The following is an 18,828-nucleotide window of genomic DNA, read 5'->3' as shown; positions in this document are numbered from 1 at the left end:
AGCCTCGAACATCGGATCCGGTCCCAAGGGGGCGTCTACCGTAGGCCGCTGATTGGTCAGCGACAATAGGAGTCCGGTCGCCCGCCGGTCAGGTCACGGGGTCTTGGCTCCAATGGCGACGGCGCCCAGCGGACCCGCCATGGTGCCGAGCCCTGGCGGAGTGACGAAGTCGTCGATCATCCCGGCGATCCGCTGCGCCGTCGCATAGCCGGCGAGACTGCGAAGCAGGGCCTGACGCAGACGCGGAAACAGATGCTCCTGTCCCGCAAATATGCCGCCGCCGATCAGGATGCGCTCCGGCGCGGTCGTCAGAACCAGGGTATGCAGCAGCCCGCCGAGGGCCTGCACCACCATCTCCCAGGCCGGATCGTCGGCGGCCAGTGTTTCGCCCCGCCGGCCCGTCCTGGCCTCCAGCGCCGGGCCGGCGGCCAGTCCTTCGACGCAGTCGCCATGATAGGGGCAACTGCCCGGCCAGTTGTCGCTGACGATCCGGCCGACGCGGACATGCCCCGCCTCGCCATGTCCCAGACCGTGGACGGACTGCCCGTTGACGATTGAGCCTACCCCGATCCCCGTGCCGACCGTGACATAGGCGAATGATCGGAGGCCTTGGGCCGCCCCCCAGCGCCCCTCGGCGAGGGCCGCGCCGTTGACGTCGGTGTTGATCCCGACGGGCCCGTCGAACCCCTCAGCGAGGCAAGTCAGGTCCGTATTGTTCCAGCCTGGCTTCGGCGTCGTCACGATGGAGCCGAAATCCGGCCGCCGCCGGTCCAGTTCCAGCGGCCCGAAACTGCCGACGCCGAGGGCCGAAAAGCCGGGCCCCTGATACCAGCGGGCCAGCACCTTCCGGATTTCCCCCAGCGTCTCCTCCGGCGTCGTCGTGGCGATCTGCACCTGGTCGCGAACGTCGTCCGGGCCGGTGGCCAACAGACATACGCATTTGGTGCCGCCCAGCTCTACTCCGGCGATGACTGGCCTCCCGTCGTCCGGCATACGCGTTCTCCGATCTCGTTCCGGGCCCGTCAGCCGCCGCGATCATCTCCGGCGAACCGGAGAGGAGGTGACGGCGAGGCGATATCGGACCATCCTGCGCCGATTCCGGCCGCGAGAAATGGGTGCGGCGCGACGGTCATACAGGGGCGAGCGATGCGGGGATTCGGTCGGGCGGTGACGATAGCCGTGGCATGTTTGGCTGGAGCGGTCCAGGCGCAGACCCCAACGGAGCCGTCAGCCTTTGAATCGGTCGATCCCTTCATCGGCACCCTTGGCAAGGGGCATGTTTTCCCGGGCGCCGTCGCTCCGTTCGGCATGGTCCAGCTCAGCCCCGACACCGACTACAAGCCCTTTCGCCAGTCCTATGACTGGGCCTCCGGCTATCGCTCGGACGACCAGACCATCATGGGCTTCTCGCACACCCACTTTTCAGGCACCGGCCATTCCGATCTCGGCGATGTGCTGATCACGCCCCTTTCGGGCGAGATCAAATGGGATGTCGGCGACCCGGCCCAGCCGGGCTCCGGCTATCGCTCGCGCTATGACAAGGCCTCCGAACAGGCCGAGCCCGGCTATTACACCGTCGACCTGACCGACAGCGGCGTGCGCGCCGAACTGACGGCCGGAGTGCGCACCGGGGTGCATCGCTACAGTTTCCCTGCCGGCCGGCCGGCCCGCATCCTGCTGGACCTGCGGTACTCCATCTACGACTACCCGGGCAAGGTGCTGTGGTCGCGCATCCGGGTGCATCCGGACGGCACGGTCACCGGCTTCCGCGAGACCCGCGGCTGGGCCCCCGGCCGCCAGCTCTATTTCGCCATGCGGTTCTCCCAGCCTGTCGTCGGCTACGAGGTCCGCAATCGCGAGGAGGCCATTCCCTACAACGGCTTCCGTCAGCCGGGCCGGGCCGCCGACGACCGCGCGCAGATCCAGGGCCGGGCGCTGCAGGCCGCCTTTGACTTCGGCGAACTGTCCGGGCCGCTGCTGGTCAAGGTCGCCATCTCCTCGGTCGACGAGGCCGGCGCCATCGGCAATCTCGACTCGGAAGGGCAGGGGTTCGATTTCGACGCCCGCCGCGCCGCGACCCGCGCCTCATGGGAAGAGGCGCTCGGGGCCGTCGAGATCGAGGCCGCGCCGGAGATGCGCACCAGCCTCTACACCGCCCTCTATCACACCCTGATCGCCCCCTCGGTTCACGGCGACGCCGACGGCCGCTGGCGCGGGCCGGACCAGCAGGTCCACGACGCCGACTTCACCGTCCACTCGACCTTCAGCCTGTGGGACACCTTCCGCGCCCAGCATCCGCTGCTGACCCTGGTCGCGCCGCCGTCGCGCAACGCCGACATGGTCAACTCCCTGATCGCGGCCCAGCGGGTCAGCCCGTACGGCATCCTGCCGGTCTGGGCCTTCCACGGTCAGGAGACCTGGACGATGATCGGCTATCACGCCGTCCCGGTCATCGCCGATGCGTACCTGAAGGGCATCCCGGGCATCGACGGCGAGGCCGCGCTGGAGGCCATGATCGCCAGCGCCACCTACCGGCCCTACGGCGGGCTCGGCGACTATATGGACCTCGGCTACGTCCCCATCGACCGCGAGCCCGAAGCGGCGTCCAAGACCGTCGAATACGCCTATGACGACTGGACCATCGCCCGCATGGCCGAGCGGCTGGGCCGGGCCGACGTGGTCACCGAATTCGATCGCCGCGCCGGCTTCTGGAAGAACACCTTCGACGGCGAGACCCGTTTCGTCCGCGCCCGCCTCGCCGACGGGTCGTTCCGCGAGCCCTTCGACGCCACCGCGATCAACTACGGATCCGACTACACCGAGGGCAACGCGTGGCAGTATTCGTGGTTCGTGCCGCACGACCCGGCCGGCCTGATCACCGCCATGGGCGGCGACGCGGCGACGGTGACCAAGCTCGACGCCATGTTCGAATACGACAACACCGGCCTCGACTATTCCCACGCCGAGGACATCGCCGGCCTGATCGGCCAGTACATCCACGGCAACGAACCCAGCCACCACGCCGCCTATATGTACGCCTGGGCCGGCGCCCCGTGGCGCACCCAGGCGCGGCTGAAGCAGATCGTCGACAGCCAGTACCGCGCCACGCGCGACGGCCTCAGCGGCAATGACGACGTCGGCCAGATGTCGGCGTGGCTGATGTTCACGGCCATGGGCTTCTATCCGGTGGCTCCGGGCTCCGGCCAGTACGTCATCGGCCGCCCCTTCACCGACCGCACGGTGCTGAACCTGCCCGACGGCAAGCGCTTCGTGATCTCGACCGAGGGGCTGGCCGACGAGAACCTCTACGTCCAGTCGGTCACCCTGAATGGCCGCCCGCTGACGCGGACGTGGATCGGCCATGACGAGATCGTCGCCGGCGGCGAACTGCGCTTCGTCATGGGGGCGGAGCCGAACACGACGTGGGGCGTGGGCGCGGAGGCGCGGCCGTATTCGCTGAGCACGGGGAACTGAGGTTCACCGCCCCATCCGCGAGGCGAATGGGGCGGCGCCGTCTAGGTCTTCACAAATCCCCTGAGCACATTCGCCTCCGTGCTCAGCACCATCCGGTTCAGATCGATCCGCTTCGGCTCGGCGAACATGAGGAAATAGTATTTCATCTGTTCCGACCACCAGTAGCCGGGGCAGTTGTCGCCCTGGGCCATCGGCCGCGTGGTGATGTCGGTCAGCGAGGTGTAGCCGTACGCCGCCTTCGAGGTCGCCTTCATGTTGCGGTAGTGCACCGCGGTCAGGGCCCGGTAGCGCTCGTCGCGGTCGCCCTGCCACAGGTTCAGACAGGCGTCGGCGAACTCGGGCCGCAGACCGGTGCGCACCCCGCGCGGTGTCCCCGTGCGGACGTCGATCGACTCCGGGATGATGGTGTACCGCGCCTGCATGTCCTCATAGCTGCGCAGGACGTCGTCCCCTTCGGCCTTGAATCCCGCCTGTCCCAGCAGCCCGGCCAGATAGCCGCCCAGCACCGTCTGCGACGTCCCCGTCACCTCCGCCGTCTCATAGTCGACCATCGGAAACCACAGACGGCCATCGTAGCGCCGGCCCTGATGCGCGACCATGGCGCCGAGGCATTCCTCGGCCCAGCGCTTCATGTCCGTGTCGCCGAACAGCTCCCAGCTGTCCCACAGATATTCGTAGAAGCTGTCGGCATAGACGTCGATCGAGGCGTTGCGGCTGATGAACCGCCCCGTCTCGGCGTGGATGTTGGCCGCCATCAGTCCCTTGTCGGATCGCAGGTCGAGCGCGTGCTTCATCGCCCGTTTGGCCGCCGCATAGTATTTGTCGTCGCCCACGAGCTGGCCCAGCACCCCGAACTCGGTCGCATAGGTGCCGATCTCGGCCAGATTGGTTTCCGGGTCGCGCACGGCCCCGGTTCTCAGGTTCACATAGCGGTACGGCAGGCCGTGCGGCGAGGCGTCGAACGCCTTCATCAGCCGGTCGGCCAGATCCTTCGCCTTGGCCAGCAGCACCGGATCACCGCACGCCAGATGCGCCGACAGCAGGCCGCCGACCAGCCGGATATTGGTCTCGAACGTCTGCGCCTCGCCGTCGACGTCGAAGTCCAGACTGGTCTTGACCCAGTCGACTCCGGCCTGGAACTCCTCGTCCAGCTCCATGATCCACAGGGTGTCGAGCGCCTCGACCAGCGACAGGCCCAAGTCGTGTCCCTCGATGAAGAAGGATTGCGATGTCCCGCTGACCGGATTGATCTCGTCCTTGCCCCAGGCCCGCTCGACATAGTGTCGCCAGGCCCACTGGAACTCGGACTTCACGTCCTTCCCGAGGGCGGCCCAGTCTTCTGATCGGGCGGCAACGGGCCGGGCGAAACCCGCGCTGGCGCCGGCGGCCATCATCGAAAGGGCCGTGCGGCGGCTGAGTGACGTGGTCATCGAATCCCCTCGAGTGTCGGCCGGTCATCCCGCCCCACGGGACACTGCACTCAGACCGGTTCGTTCACCAGCCGTTGCCCGCCGATCCAGGTCTCGGTCACCGTCAGGGCCTCGTCGAGAATCACGAGGTCGGCGGCCAGTCCCGGTTCGATCCGGCCGCGGACGCCGCCGAGGCCCAGGAATTCGGCCGGATTGGCCGTGGCCAGGGCGATGGCCGTGGCCAGGTCGAGGTCCATCAGGGCGTGGGCGTTGCGGACCGCCGCGGCCATGTTGAGATCAGAGCCCGCCAGCACCCCGTTCGGGTCGAGGCAGACGCCGTCCCGCACCGTGATCCGGCGGCCCTGAAGCATGAAATGGTCCTCGGTCGCGCCAACGCTGGGCATGGCGTCGGTGACCAGCATGAAACGGTTTCGCGGCCGGCAGCGCAGCGCCAGCTTCAGCACCACGGGATCGACGTGATGGCCGTCGACGATCAGGCCGCACCAGCTGTTGATGTCTTCCAGCGCCGCGCCGACGGCTCCGGGCTCGCGGCTGGTCAGCGGCGACATGGCGTTGAACAGATGGGTGAAGCCGGTCATGCCGGCGCCGAGCGCGGCCCGGGTGGTGGGATAGTCGGCGTCGGTGTGGCCGGCGGCGACGACCGCCCCGGCCTCGACCAGACGCGTGATCATCGCCGGCGTCGTCGTCTCCGGGGCGAGGGTGACCAGGGTCCGCCCCCGCTTCAGCCGCGTCAGCAGAGACAGGGCGCCGTCGTCGAGCGTGCGAAATTTGGAGGCGTCGTGAACGCCCTTGCGCGAGGCGTTGAGGAAGGGCCCCTCGATGTGGATGCCGAGCACGCCGGGTACGCCCCGCGCCATGGCCGTCTCCACCGCTGTGATGGCGGTGTCGATCACCGACAGGTCGTCGCTGATCAGGGTCGGCAGGAAGCCGGTCGTGCCGAACCGGCGGTGGGCCCGGCCGATGGCGTCGATACAGTCGGCCGTCGGGCAGTCGTTGAACAGGATGCCGCCGCCGCCATTCACCTGGGTATCGATAAAGCCGGGGACCAGCCGGGCGCCGCGCAGGTCATGGACCTCGCCTGCGGGGACGGGGCCGGGTGCGACCCGGACGATCCGCTCTCCTTCGATCGTCACGGACACATCGGTCCGGAATGTCTCTCCGGTCAGGACCCGTCCATTGGTGAAGGTGATCGTCATCAGAGGGTCTCGGTGACCTTGTTCAGGAAGGGCGGACGGTCCGGGTCATAGCCACGCGCGACCGAGGCCATCGCCGCCAGACGGTAGAAGGACTGGATCAACAGAATCGGCTGGATGGCCGGATGGGCATCGATGGCGCGCAGGGCTGTGACCGACGGCCCGCCCTGCGCGCCTGCAAGCATCACCCTCGCGTCCCGATCAGCGAATTCCGCCGCGAGCGCCGCCATATCGGCTCGTGTCTCGTCGTCCTGGGCGAGCATGAGCACCGGGAAGCCGGTCTTCACCAGCGCCATCGGCCCATGCCGGATCTCGGCGGCGCTGAACGCCTCGGCGTGCAGGCCGCAGGTCTCCTTCAGTTTCAGCGCCGCTTCGCGGGCCACGGCATAGCCCGGCCCGCGTCCGACGACATAGAGGCTCTGCGCCTCGACCAGGGTCTCCAGCGCCGGGCTCCAGTCCTGACGGAAGGCCGCATCCAGCTGGTCCGGCAGGGCGTCCAGCGCCTCCAACAGCGCGTCGTCGCCGGTCCAGCATCCGATCAGCTGCGCCAGGGCCGACAGGCTGGCGATGAAGGATTTGGTCGCCGCGACCGAGGTCTCCGCCCCGGCGTGCAGGGGGACCGTGACATCGGCGACCGCGGCCAGCCGCGAGTCCGGCGCATTGACCAGGGCGATGACGAAGGCGCCGCCCGCGCGGGCCGCCGACACCGAGGCGACAAGGTCCGGGCTCTGGCCCGACTGGGAGATGGCGATGCAGACGGCGCCTTTCAGGCGCGGCTCGACGTCGTAGACCGAGCTGGCCGACAGGGCGGCCGGGCTGGTCGGGACGCCGGTGCCGGTCTCGATCAGATAGCGGGCGTAGACCCCGGCGTTGTCGGAACTGCCCCGGCCGCTGATCAGGGCGATGGTCGGCGACAGATGACGCAGGCGATCGCCCAGCTCCGCCATCACCTGCGCGTTGCGCGCCAGCTGGGTCGCGACCACTTCACCGGCGGCGGCGGCCTCATGGAACATCCGGGTGTCTTCGGCCCGCATCAGGCGGGTCCGTCGTTCAGTTCGGCGACGAAGTCGTAGGCGTCGCCGCGATAGAAGGATTGCGTCACCTCGACCGCCTGGCCGTCGCGGGCGAAGGCGCGCCGTTCGATCAGCAGACCGGCGGCTCCCGGAGCGACGCCGAGAAGTTCGGCCTGTTCTTCGGTGAACAGCACCGCCCGCAGCCGCTGCAGCGCGCGTACGGGGCGCTGACCGTGGGCGTCGAGGGCCCGATACAGCGAAACATCGACGGTCTCGAGCGACGGCAGGCTGGAGGCCGGCACGGTGGAGTATTCCAGCGCCATCGGCGCGCCGTCGGCATAGCGGATGCGGTGGTAGCGATAGACTGGCGTGCCGGGGCTGAGACCCAGGGTCAGGGATTCCTCGGGCGTCACCGCCCCCTCGGTGCGGCTGATCCACGAACTGGTCGCCTTGCGGCCGCGCGCCGCCATATCCTCGGAGAAGGAAGTCAGCTTCGAGAAGCTCTTCTCCACCCGTGCGGCGACGAAGGTTCCCGCGCCCTGGCGACGCGACAGCAGACCCTCGGCGACCAGGCCGTCGAACGCCTTGCGCACGGTGATGCGCGACACCGACAGCGACTCGGCCAGGTCGCGTTCCGCCGGCAGGGCTTCATCAGCCTTCAGCACGCGACGCTGGATGGCCTCGCGGACAGCCTGTTGCAGCTGCTGGTACAGCGGCGTGGGCCGCCCGGCGTCCAGCTTTCCTATGACTTCAGCGAATGACATTCCAACCCCGGTCGATGGCGGCTGCTTTCGCCCATCGTTGGCCGCATCACAACCCATCTGACCAAACCAATCAAGAACCAATCTGCAAAAACATAGGTCCAATGTGTCGATTTGGGCTTGCTTGTCGTAAACGTTTGGTGACACCTTCCCGTCTGCGCTCACCAGATAGCCGTGGTGGCGAATGGGGGAGGGCCTTTATTGGTCTTCTAATGGACTGGTCGGTATTCGCGGGGGAGCGGGTCGACCTCTGGAGGGACAGGCGTCATGCGTATTCAACGGGCGATCATGATCGGTTCGGTCAGCGCGCTGGCGCTGCTCGGAGCCAGCGCGGCCGCGGCCCAGGACGGTCGGGCGGAACCGACGACGGTTGACGAGGTCATCGTCACCGGCATCCGCGCCTCGCTGCAGCAGTCCCTCGAGACCAAGCGCGAGGCCAACGCCATCATCGATGTCGTCACCGCCGAGGACGTCGGCAAATTTCCCAGCTCGAACGTCGCCGAGGCCATCACCATCATTCCCGGCGTTACCGTCGACCGCCAGTTCGGCCAAGGCGAGAAGGTCAGCATCCTCGGCACCGACCCGGCCCTGAACCGCACCCTGCTGAATGGCCAGACCGTGGCCTCGGCCGACTGGTTCATCCTCGACCAGCCCGGCCGGACCTTCAACTACGCCCTGCTCGCGCCGCAGATCGTCGGCCGCGTCGAGGTCTACAAGTCGCCGGAGGCCCGTATCGACGAGGGCAGCATCGGCGGCACCGTCGACGTCATCACCCGCCGTCCGCTGGACCTGGAATCCGGAACCCTCTCGGGGGCCGCCAGCTATCTGTACAACGACCGCTCCGAAGAGGGCGATCTGCAGCTCTCCGTCCTCGGCAGCTGGCGCAACGACGCCCGGACCTTCGGTGTGCTGATCTCGGCGCAGCGGGCCAACGACGCCCTGCGCCGCGACGGCCTCGAATCCTACGGCACCATCCCCGCCAGCTACTATATGGGCGGCAGCCCCGAGAACCCGGGCGCCAACTCCATCACCAACGGCAACTGTTCGGGGACCTGCGCCACGACCTTGGCGGCCAATCCCGACGCCCGCGGCATGAACGCCTTCGGCACCCACTTCTTCGAGCAACAGCGCGAGCGGGACAGCCTGACGGTCGCCGTGCAGTTCCGCCCGACAGAGGCGCTGGACATCAATTTTGACTGGCTGCGCATCGACGCCAGCTATGACAACACCAACCAGTCGCTGTTCGCCTTCCAGGGCAACACCTGGAACAGCCTCGGCGCCCTGACCGACATCCAGATCGATGACGGCGTGATCACCAAGGCCTCCTTCACCAATGCCCTGAGCGTGCTGGACGTCCAGTACCGTGAGGCGGCCATGACCTCGGACAGCTACCATCTGGACGCCAAATATCTCGGCGACGGCTGGGATCTGGCCGGCGACATCGGCTTCACCAAGGCGGAGGGCGGCACCCAGCGCCAGCTGTTCGGAGAGTTCCTCAACTGGGCCGACTACACCGTCGATTTCACGGGCGCGCCGGGTTCGCCCGGCACGCTGACCTATACCGATCCGGCCGACGGGAATGTGCTCGGCGACGCCTCGCTGTTCTCGTTCGATGGCGGCTGGGGGGCCGGCGATCCGTCGGTTGGGCCGGCCGGCTACAACGCCGGCTGGGGCGGCAATATCGTCAGCAAGCCGACCACGGACGAGGAGAGCTACGCCCAGCTTGACCTCGGCATCGACCGGGACGGCTTCTTCGAACGCCTGCAGTTCGGCTACAAATATCGCCAGCACGAGACCGACCAGCGGATGTCGGGCGTCACGGTCCAGATCTACGGCGCGCCGGACAACGCCGGCATGTTCAATCCGGGTCAGGTGCCGGACAACTATCTGGACGGCTTCGACGGTGTGAACGACCAGATGGGCAATCGCTTCCGCATCGATGGCGAGGCGCTGGCGGACTACATCGAGAACGGCGAATACCTGCGGCCGTGGCAGGCCGCGCCAGTGCCGACCGTCTTCGGCAACGCCGAGTTCACGGCCCAGAACTGGAACGTTCAGGAGACCATCCACGCCCTCTACGGCCAGGCCAATTTCGACAACGGCGTGGTGCGCGGCAACGTCGGCCTGCGTTACGTCCGCACCGAGTCCGACAGCGGCGGCTTCGTCTGCGTCAACCAGACGGCGACCGGCTGCGGCGTGACCGAGGCCGACTGGGCCTGGGAGGTCCGGTCCAAGGAGTATGACGATTTCCTGCCCAGCCTGAACGTCGCCGTCGACGTGGCGGAGGATGTGATCGTCCGCCTCGCCGCCGCCAAGGTGATCGCGCGGCCGAACTACGCCGACATGTCGAACTATTTCTGGCTGTCCGACCAGATCCTGACCGGCGGCGGCGGCAACCCCGACCTCGACCCCTATGAGTCGACCAACCTCAACGCCGCGGTCGAGTGGTATTTCTCACCCGATGCGATCCTGTCGGGCGAGGTCTTCTACAAGGACATCAGCAACTACATCCTGCAGGCCACGGCGCCGGAGCAGCATTTCAACCAGGCCCAGAACGCCGTCACCACCTACCAGATCAGCCGACCGACCAATGCGGGCTCCGCCGAGCTGAAGGGCGCCTCCTTCGCATACCAGCAGACCTTCGCCTACGGCTTCGGCCTGCTGGCCAACTACACTTACGTCGACGGTAGCGCGGACAACGGGGCCGACCTGCCGTTCAACTCGCGCCACCAGGTCAATATCAGCCCCTTCTACGAGAGCGGTCCGTTCTCGGCGCGGGTGACCTACAACTGGCGTTCGAAATATTTCACCGGCGTCGATCGGGGCGACCAGATGTACGTCCGCGCCTACACCGGTCTCGACGCCACGGCGGGCTACGCCTTCAGCGATCGCGTCAGCCTGAGTGTCTCGGCGCAGAACCTGCTGGACAGCGAGTACTACGCCTACGCCAATACCGTCGCCCTGCCGCGCGGCGTGTACAGGACGGGCCGCAAGCTGATGGCGACCGTCAGCGTCGACTTCTAGCACGACCCCGGGGGCGGCGCCCGCCGCCCCCGCCATTGCGCCCCGCGGAAGACGAACCGAGGATGCCGAATGCCCAGGTCCGCCCGTGACATCTCCATCGTTCCCCTGAGCGACAACTCCGGGCGGGGCTACCTCGCCCCGCCCGTTTCTCTGTTCGCCAGGTCGCCAGCGTGAGCTACGCCATGAGTCTGCCTGTCCGGTCCGCCGCCCTTCTCGTCGCACTCGTCCTGTGCCTGCCGGTCAGCGCCGTCGCCCAGCACTCCATCTCGCCCCCGGTCATCCCGGCGCCGTTGTCGGCTACGGCCGGAGCCGGCGCGTTCCGGCTGGACCCGACGACCGTGCTGGTCGCCCCGCCCGCCGACCCGGAGGCCGTGGCGGCGGCCAACTATCTCGCCGACCTGCTGGGCCGGAGCCGGGGCCTCTCCCTCAGTGTGGCGGATGAGGCCCGCGCCGGGTTCCCGGCCATCGTCTTCCGGCGCGGCGAGGCGGACCCGGACGGCTATACGCTGGAGATCGCGCCCGACGGCGTCACCGTGACGGCCGCCGACGCCGGCGGCTTTCTCTACGGGGCGGTCACCCTGTGGCAGCTCGCCACGGCCGGGGACGGGCAGGGACCGGCCGACCTCGCCGCCCTGCGCATCGTCGATGCCCCGCGCTTCGGCTGGCGCGGCCTGATGCTGGACTCCGCCCGTCATTACCAGTCGCCGGAGTTCATCAAGGGCTTCATCGACTGGATGGCGCTGCACAAGCTCAACGTCTTCCACTGGCACCTGACCGACGACCAGGGCTGGCGGCTCGAGATCAAGGCCTTCCCGCGTCTGACCGAAGTCGGCGCGTATCGGGTCCCGGCGGGCGCGGCGGCGGCTCAAGACATCGATCCGGCGACCGGCCGGCCCCGATTGCACGGCGGCTTCTACACCCAGGACGAGGTGCGCGAGATCGTCGCCTGGGCCGCCGCCCGCAACATCGTCATCGTGCCCGAGATCGACGTGCCCGGCCACGCCAGCGCGGCGATCGCCGCCTATCCTGAGCTCGGCGTCAGCGATGCGCCCGAGGCCACCGTTCCCGCCGTCCCGGCCGACTGGGGCGTCTACCACACCCTGTTCAACACCGAGGAGAGCACCATAGCCTTCTTCGAGCAGGTGCTGGCCGAGGTCGTGGACCTGTTCCCCGGGACCTATGTACACCTCGGCGGCGACGAGGCGGTCAAGGATCAGTGGAAGGCCTCACCCCGGACGCAGGCGCGGATGCGCGAGCTCGGCGTCGCCGACGAAGCCGCGCTGCAAAGCTGGTTCATCGGCCGCATGGAGCAGTATCTGAACCAGCGCGGCCGTCGCCTGATCGGCTGGGACGAAATCCTCGAGGGCGGTCTCGCTCCGAACGCCACGGTCATGTCGTGGCGCGGGGTCGAGGGGGCGGTCGAGGCGGCCCGACTCGGCCATGACACGGTGCTGTCGCCGGCCCCGATCCTCTACCTCGACAACCGCCAGAGCGCCGCCGACGGCTCGCCCGGCCGCGGTTTCGTCGTTCCGATCGAGGACATCTACCGCTTCGATCCGACACCCGAGGCCCTGACGACTGATCAGGCCCGGCATGTGCTCGGCGTCCAGGCCAATATCTGGACCGAGCATATGCGCGACGAGGACCGGGTTGAGTACATGGCCTTTCCGCGGGTCGCAGCCCTGGCCGAACTGGCGTGGTCGGCTCCGGCGCGGATGGACTGGGACGACTTCACCGCCCGCCTGACGCCGCAACTGGCCCGCTACCGGTCGCTCGGCATCGACTACGCCGAGCTTGCCCTGTCGCCCGAAGCGGCGCCCCTCCCGCCGCAGGGCGAGCGCCGCTACGATCACCAGATGACGCTGTGCAGCGAGGCGATCGCCCTGTCGTTGATCGACGACGCGCCCCTGCATGGCGACCGTCCGTCCTTCCTCCTCGACCTGTTCAACCCGTGCTGGATCTACCGGGCCGCCGACCTGACCGAAGCGGTCGCGTTCGAGGCGGCGGTGGGCCAGGTGCCATTCAACTTCCAGATCGGCGCCGACATCAAGAACGTCCGCCTGCGCGCCCCCCGCACCCCGGCTGGCGAGCTGGAGGTCCGCGTCGGCGGCTGCGAAGCCGAACCCGCCCTTGTCATCCCGTTGGCGGAGGCGGCGCGGAACGACGGTGTCACCATCGTGCGCGGACGACTGCCGGCCGCGCCGGGCGTGCACGACCTGTGCATGACCTTCACCCAGGCCGGCGTCGATCCGATCTGGGCCCTCGACTGGGTCCGCCTCACCGCGGCGGAGGGCCGGCCGTGACCGACCTTGTGGTGCGTTCGCCGGTCGACGGCTGGGCCCTCTCGCTGGACGAGGTGCCCGACGACGTCTTCTCCGGCCGGCTGCTTGGCGACGGCATCGCCGTGGAGCCGCTCGGCGCCGCCATCCACGCCCCGTTCGACGGCGTCGTCGGCGCCTTGGCCCGCGCCCGTCACGCCGTCAGCATCCGCTCCGACAGCGGCGTCGAGGTGCTGATCCATGTCGGACTCGAGACGGTGAAACTGGAGGGCGATGGCTTCACCGCTCATGTCGCCGAAGGCGACCGCGTCGCGGCCGGCGACCTGTTGCTGACCCTCGATCTCGACCGCATCGCCCGCGGCGCCGTCAGCCTGATCACGCCGATCGTCGTCACCGGAGAGGGCTTCGCCCTGCACGGACAGGCTCTCGACCGGCGCGTCCGCGTCGGCGATCCCTTGATGACGGTGTCAGGGGCCGCCGGTGTCCGGGACGACGTCGGACCCGTGTCCGATGTGATCACCCGAGAGGTCGGAACCGCCCTGCCACACGGCCTGCACGCCCGGCCGGCAGGCCGGATCGCCGCCCGGGCGAAGGCCTTCGACGCCCGCGTCCTTGTCCACCTTCGCGACCGGCAAGCTTCCGCCGCGAGCGCCGTCCAGCTGATGGCGCTCGGCCTGCGCGAGGGCGACAGCCTGACTCTCTCGGCCACCGGCGCCGACGCCCGCGCCGCCGTCGACACACTCGCCGACCTGATTGCGGGGGGGCTGGGGGATGGCACCCGGACAACCCCGCCGCAGCCGATCCTGGCGCCTTCGCCCGACCCCATCCAAAGCGTCGACGGAGAGCTGATTCTCGCCGGCGTGGCCGCCGCCCCCGGTCTGGCCGTGGGTCAGGCCGTGCGCTTCGCCCTCCCGGCCATAGAGGTCCCGGTCGCCGGTCTCGGCGAGGCTGTTGAGAGCCCAGCGCTCGAACGGGCCGTCGCCGCCGTGCGCCAACGGCTCGAGACCGCCTCGACATCCGGCGATGTCCAGCGCCGCAGCATTCTCGCGGCCCATCTGGCCTTCCTCGACGACCCCGAACTGCTCGCCGCCGCCCGCCAGTCGATCGCGGCGGGTCACAGCGCCGGCCACGGCTGGCGCGAGGCGACCCGCGTCGCCGTCGACCTGCTCCGCTCGATCGGCGATACCCGCATGGCCGAACGGGCCGACGACCTGCTCGATCTCGAGCGTCAGGTCCTGCTGCAGCTGACCGGCGTCGAGCCTCAGCCCCTCGCGCTGGGCCCCGGCTCGATCGTCCTCGCCGACGACCTGCTGCCGTCCCAGCTGATGGCGCTCGACGCCGGACAGTTGGCCGGGATCTGCACCAACCGGGGCGGGCCGACCTCGCACGTCGCCATTCTCGCCGCCGCCATGGGCGTGCCGGCGCTGGTCGCTGTCGGGCCCGGCCTGTCCCGCGTCGCCGACGGATCGCTGGTGGTGCTCGACGCCGACGGCCGCCGCCTGGTCGCCTCGCCCTCGGCCGCCACCCAGGCCCGGGCCCAGAGCGCCATGGCCGCCCGCGGCCGTCGCCGCGCCGAGGCCCGCGCCGCCGCCACCGACGACTGCCGCACCGCCGACGGCGTCCGCATCGAGGTCTTCGCCAACCTTGGCGCCGCCTCCGAGGCCGCCCCCGCCGTCGCCGATGGCGCCGAGGGCTGCGGCCTGCTGCGCACCGAATTCCTGTTCCTCGAGCGTGAGACCGCCCCCGACGAAGACGAGCAGCTGGATCAGTATCAGTCCATCGCCGACGCCCTCGACGGCCGCACCCTCGTTATCCGCACCCTCGACGCCGGAGGCGACAAGCCGCTGCCGTATCTGCCGATGCCGGCCGAGGACAACCCGGCCCTCGGCCTGCGCGGCGTCCGCTCCGGCCTGTACCGTCCCGACCTGCTGTTGGCCCAACTGCGCGCCATCTGTCGCGTACGGTCGCCGGGCGTCGTCGCCGTCATGCTGCCGATGGTCGCCTCGGCAGCTGAGGTGCGTCAGGTGCGGGCCCTGCTGGATCGGGCCGTGCGCGAAACCGGCGCCGAAGCGCCGCTGCTGGGGGTGATGGTCGAGACCCCCGCCGCCGCCATGACCACGGCCCGGCTGAGCGAGGTCGTCGACTTCATCTCCGTCGGCACCAATGACCTGACCCAGTACACCCTCGCCATGGACCGCCAGAACCCGCATCTGGCGCCGCAGCTGGACGCCCTGCATCCCGCCGTCCTGCGGCTGATCCAGCAGGCTGTGGCCGGGGCGACGGACGCGCGCTGGATCGGCGTCTGCGGCGGCCTGGCCTCCGAGATCGAGGCCGCGCCCATCCTCGTCGGTCTCGGCGTAACCGAACTGTCGGCCGCGCCGGCCATGATCGCCGAGATCAAGGCCGTGGTCCGCCGCTTCACGCTCGCCGAATGCCAGGCCCTGGCGCGCGAGGCGCTGGAGATGGACGGTCCCGAGGCGGTGCGGGCCCTGGCCGGCGAGGCGGTCCGCGACGCAATCCCATCCCGCAAGGTCGGAGCCCGGGCATGAAAATCGGTCTGTCCAGCCTGCAGCCTCTTGGCCGGGCCTTGATGCTGCCGATCGCCGTCCTGCCGGTGGCGGGCCTGCTGCTGCGCCTCGGTCAGCCGGACCTGCTCGACATCGCCTTCGTCGCCTCGGCCGGGCAGGCGGTGTTCGCCAACCTCGGCCTGCTGTTCGCCATCGGCGTCGCGGTCGGCTTCGCGAAGGACAACAACGGAGCCGCCGGCCTCGCCGGCGTGGTCTGTTTCCTGATCGCCACCGAGGGGGCGAAGGCCCTGATCGCCGTCCCGCCCGAGGTCCTCGCCGGCGTGCCCGCGGCCTCGACCGCCATGGCCGAAAAGGCCTTTCGGGACGGGGCGCTGGCCCGGCTCGGCGTGCCGATCGGCATCCTGTCCGGCCTGATCGCCGGCGACTTCTACAATCGGTTCTCGACCCTCAAACTGCCCGAGTATCTCGCCTTCTTCAGCGGCCGCCGCTTCGTGCCCATCGTGGCCGGGTTCGCCGGCCTCGGCCTGGCCTTGGCGGTCGGGCTCAGCTTCACCGGGCTCAACCACGGCATCGACCTGTTCAGCCGCGCCGTCGTCGGCTCGGGCGAGATCGGCCTGTTCGTCTTCGGCGTGCTGAACCGGCTGCTGATCGTCACCGGTCTGCACCACATCCTCAACAACGTCGCCTGGTTCATCGTCGGCGATTACGGCGGCGCCACCGGCGATCTGAATCGCTTCTTCGCCGGCGATCCGACCGCCGGAGCGTTTATGAGCGGCTTCTTCCCGGTCATGATGTTCGGCCTGCCCGCAGCCTGCCTGGCCATGTATCACGCGGCCCGGCCCGACCGGCGCAAGGCCGTCGGCGGCATGCTCGCCTCGCTCGCCCTGACCGCCTTCCTGACCGGCGTCACCGAGCCGATCGAGTTCACCTTCATGTTCCTCGCGCCGGTGCTCTACGCCCTGCATGCGGTGCTGACGGGCGTGGCCATGGTGGTGATGAGCCTGCTGGACGTGCGGCTCGGCTTCACCTTTTCAGCCGGTCTGTTCGACTATGTGATCAACTACGGCCAGGCCACCCGCCCGTGGCTGCTGGTCCCGGTCGGCCTGGTTTACGGCGCCCTCTACTATGGCCTGTTCCGCTTCTTCATCGCGCATTTCAACCTCAAGACCCCGGGCCGCGAGGATGTCGAAGAGACGCTGTCGGCGCCTGCCACCGATCGCGGCGATCGCGCCGAACAGTTCGTTCACGCCCTCGGCGGCGCCGCCAACCTCAAGGCCGTCAGCGCCTGCACCACCCGTCTGCGGCTCGTCGTCGGCTCGCGGCAGGCGATCGACGAGCCGGCGCTGAAACGCCTCGGCGCGCGCGGTGTCATCTCGCCGACGCCGACCGATCTGCAGGTCGTGCTGGGCCCGATCGCCGACGCCGTCGCCGACGAGATACGCGCCTGTCTGCGGGACGGCGGCGGCGCTGCGCCGGCTGTCAACGCCGACGCTCTCCGCCGCGCCCTCGGGTCCGCCGCCAACATCCGCGAGGCGACCGTTCGCGCCGGCCGCCTCTGCGTCCGCGTCGCCGACGCTGCGGCGGTCGATCCGGCTGCCCTGGACCGGGCCGCGCCGAGGGGCGGGATCATGACCGGCCCTGACACCTGGCAGGTGATCGTCGGGCCGGATGCCGAAGCCTTGGCGGAGCAGCTCTCGGGCTGATCCGGACTGCCCAAGGCTTGCGCAGGTCCACGCCCCTGCGGTCTACGGGTCCTATGGCCAGGCGAGTCCCCACCCCAAAAAAGACGGTCAACGCTGCGAATCTGCTCGCGCTTGGCGCGGAGCGGCTGTCGGCCCTGCTGTTCGAGGCGGCCTCCATTGATCCGGCCCTCAAACGACGGCTCCGCATGGAGCTGGCGGCCGAGATCAGCGCGGCGGACCTGTCGCTGGAAATCGACAAACGTCTGAACACCCTGGCGACCAGCCGGGCCCGTGTGTCGTGGCGCAAGCGTCCGGCGCTGCTCAACGATCTCCAGTCGCTCCGCCGCGTCATCGTCGACCGTCTCGCCCCGCTGGACGCGAGGCTGGCGCTCGACCGGCTGGTCGGCTGGTTCGATCTCTACCCGGCGCTCGGCGCCCGGGTCAGCGACGCCAAGGGCGAGCTGCCGCTGTTGTTCGATGCGGCGACGGCCGATCTTGGCGCCGTCACCTCGGCGGCCGGCCTCGACAACGCCGCGCCGGTCCTCGGCGAGGCCCTGTCGACGCGTTTGAACCCATGGGCGTCATGGGTGGGGCGCGGGGCGCAAGGTCTGAGCCCCGAGCTGGCGCAGCGACTGCTCGTCGACCTGACACAGGGGCGGCCCAAGCCGACCGGTCGGCTGGCCCTGGTCGTGCGCAAGCTGGCCGACCGCAGCGGCGATCTGGATGCGTGGATCCAGTCGATCGCCGAAGACGACGGTCGCAAGCCCGACATCGGCGCTGAGATCGCCCGCCGTCTGGCCGAAGCCGGTCGACCCGCCGAGGCGCGGGCCGCCCTCGAAGCGGCCCGCCCGGTCAATACCCCCGCCCGGCCGGGCCGCGGCAGCGCCGAGCCGCCCCCGCCTCCGGACGCGTGGCTGGCCGCCGAGATCGCCGTGCTCGAGGCGGAAGGCCGGGACGAAGAGGCGGACGCCGCGAGATGGCGGGCATTCGAGCGCACCCTGTCGGCCGACCAGCTGCGCGCGCTGATCGCGAAGCTCGCCGACTTTGAGGACGTCGTCGCGCTCGACCGGGCCTTCGCCCTCGCCGCCGGCCACCCGGACGCGATGAAGGGATTGGCCTTCCTGATGACCTGGCCGGCGCTGCGGGAAGCGGCGGACCTCGTCGAGCGTCGACGGGGCGAGCTGCGCGGCGGGCACGACGACATGCCGCTCTGGGCGGCGCGGCTGGCTGGTCGCTTCCCGCTGGCGGCCCTGCTGCTGACCCGCTCGCGGGCGAGGGCGCTCGTCGCCCTCGGCGGCGCGATCACCGAAGAGGTCGAAGGCCTGATCGCCGAGGCCGAGGCGTTGGCGACCGCTCTCGACGATGACCAAGACATCGACGACCACGCGACCTTCGTCGCCGAGCTCCGCGCGCTGGCGGCGCCGCGATCCCGCCGCTGGTGAGC

The 18,828-nt window shown here is 69.5% G+C and carries 11 protein-coding genes; 6 read left to right on the top strand and 5 right to left on the bottom strand.

Annotated elements, in window-relative coordinates:
- Positions 1-93: 93 nt before the first annotated feature.
- The gene (locus ACK4JY_RS07360) at positions 94-993 is read right to left on the bottom strand and encodes an ROK family protein (RefSeq protein ID WP_409604258.1); all 900 of its coding nucleotides are present in this window, start codon (positions 991-993) and stop codon (positions 94-96) included.
- Between the two features lie 186 nt (positions 994-1,179).
- Between ACK4JY_RS07360 and ACK4JY_RS07355 the strand changes: the two genes are divergently transcribed.
- Complete coding sequence (locus tag ACK4JY_RS07355; RefSeq protein WP_409604256.1) at positions 1,180-3,474, top strand: GH92 family glycosyl hydrolase; 2,295 nt, start codon at positions 1,180-1,182, stop codon at positions 3,472-3,474.
- A 41-nt stretch (positions 3,475-3,515) separates the two neighbouring features.
- Here ACK4JY_RS07355 and ACK4JY_RS07350 read toward each other — a convergent pair whose 3' ends face one another.
- Genes ACK4JY_RS07350 through ACK4JY_RS07335 form a run of 4 tightly spaced genes read right to left on the bottom strand, consistent with a single transcriptional unit; the run spans position 3,516 to position 7,874 of the window.
- The gene (locus ACK4JY_RS07350) at positions 3,516-4,904 is read right to left on the bottom strand and encodes a glycoside hydrolase family 47 protein (RefSeq protein ID WP_409604254.1); all 1,389 of its coding nucleotides are present in this window, start codon (positions 4,902-4,904) and stop codon (positions 3,516-3,518) included.
- Between the two features lie 50 nt (positions 4,905-4,954).
- Entirely contained in the window at positions 4,955-6,100 is a 1,146-nt protein-coding gene (gene nagA / locus ACK4JY_RS07345) for an N-acetylglucosamine-6-phosphate deacetylase (RefSeq protein WP_409604252.1), read from the bottom strand.
- Positions 6,100-7,131 carry an SIS domain-containing protein gene (locus ACK4JY_RS07340; RefSeq protein WP_409604250.1) on the bottom strand — a complete coding sequence of 344 codons (1,032 nt, stop codon included), beginning with the start codon at positions 7,129-7,131 and terminating at the stop codon, positions 6,100-6,102. The genes nagA and ACK4JY_RS07340 overlap by 1 nt, the downstream gene beginning before the upstream one ends.
- Entirely contained in the window at positions 7,131-7,874 is a 744-nt protein-coding gene (locus ACK4JY_RS07335) for a GntR family transcriptional regulator (protein WP_409604248.1), read from the bottom strand. The genes ACK4JY_RS07340 and ACK4JY_RS07335 overlap by 1 nt, the downstream gene beginning before the upstream one ends.
- Before the next feature lie 264 nt (positions 7,875-8,138).
- Here ACK4JY_RS07335 and ACK4JY_RS07330 point away from each other — a divergent pair, with 264 nt between their 5' ends.
- The 5 genes from ACK4JY_RS07330 (at position 8,139) to ACK4JY_RS07310 (ending at position 18,826) form a co-directional block, all read left to right on the top strand.
- A complete protein-coding gene (locus ACK4JY_RS07330) occupies positions 8,139-10,895 on the top strand; it encodes a TonB-dependent receptor (RefSeq protein WP_409604246.1) in 2,757 nt (918 codons plus the stop codon).
- 182 nt (positions 10,896-11,077) lie between these two features.
- Positions 11,078-13,198 carry a family 20 glycosylhydrolase gene (locus tag ACK4JY_RS07325; RefSeq protein ID WP_409604244.1) on the top strand — a complete coding sequence of 707 codons (2,121 nt, stop codon included), beginning with the start codon at positions 11,078-11,080 and terminating at the stop codon, positions 13,196-13,198.
- Complete coding sequence (gene ptsP / locus ACK4JY_RS07320) at positions 13,195-15,723, top strand: phosphoenolpyruvate--protein phosphotransferase (RefSeq protein WP_409604242.1); 2,529 nt, start codon at positions 13,195-13,197, stop codon at positions 15,721-15,723. The genes ACK4JY_RS07325 and ptsP overlap by 4 nt, the downstream gene beginning before the upstream one ends.
- Complete coding sequence (nagE, locus tag ACK4JY_RS07315) at positions 15,720-17,405, top strand: N-acetylglucosamine-specific PTS transporter subunit IIBC (protein ID WP_409604240.1); 1,686 nt, start codon at positions 15,720-15,722, stop codon at positions 17,403-17,405. Before ptsP ends, nagE begins: the two co-directional genes overlap by 4 nt.
- A gap of 53 nt (positions 17,406-17,458) precedes the next feature.
- Positions 17,459-18,826, top strand: a complete 1,368-nt coding sequence (locus ACK4JY_RS07310) for a DUF6880 family protein (protein ID WP_409604238.1) — start codon at positions 17,459-17,461, stop codon at positions 18,824-18,826.
- Positions 18,827-18,828: the final 2 nt, after the last annotated feature.

Origin of the sequence: Brevundimonas sp. (assembly GCF_046295595.1) — a bacterium.
Lineage (GTDB): Bacteria > Pseudomonadota > Alphaproteobacteria > Caulobacterales > Caulobacteraceae > Brevundimonas.
Note: the sequence above shows the minus strand (reverse complement) of the source record. Positions and strands in the feature narration are given on the sequence as shown.

What these genes read in the sequence shown, in the direction of transcription:
- ACK4JY_RS07360 (WP_409604258.1), bottom strand. Translation starts at nt 993, where the DNA reads ATGCCGGACGACGGGAGGCCAGTCATCGCCGGAGTAGAGCTGGGCGGC.
- ACK4JY_RS07330 (WP_409604246.1), top strand. Translation starts at nt 8,139, where the DNA reads ATGCGTATTCAACGGGCGATCATGATCGGTTCGGTCAGCGCGCTGGCG.
- ACK4JY_RS07325 (WP_409604244.1), top strand. Translation starts at nt 11,078, where the DNA reads ATGAGTCTGCCTGTCCGGTCCGCCGCCCTTCTCGTCGCACTCGTCCTG.
- nagA (WP_409604252.1), bottom strand. Translation starts at nt 6,100, where the DNA reads ATGACGATCACCTTCACCAATGGACGGGTCCTGACCGGAGAGACATTC.
- ACK4JY_RS07335 (WP_409604248.1), bottom strand. Translation starts at nt 7,874, where the DNA reads ATGTCATTCGCTGAAGTCATAGGAAAGCTGGACGCCGGGCGGCCCACG.
- ACK4JY_RS07310 (WP_409604238.1), top strand. Translation starts at nt 17,459, where the DNA reads ATGGCCAGGCGAGTCCCCACCCCAAAAAAGACGGTCAACGCTGCGAAT.
- ACK4JY_RS07350 (WP_409604254.1), bottom strand. Translation starts at nt 4,904, where the DNA reads ATGACCACGTCACTCAGCCGCCGCACGGCCCTTTCGATGATGGCCGCC.
- nagE (WP_409604240.1), top strand. Translation starts at nt 15,720, where the DNA reads ATGAAAATCGGTCTGTCCAGCCTGCAGCCTCTTGGCCGGGCCTTGATG.
- ACK4JY_RS07340 (WP_409604250.1), bottom strand. Translation starts at nt 7,131, where the DNA reads ATGCGGGCCGAAGACACCCGGATGTTCCATGAGGCCGCCGCCGCCGGT.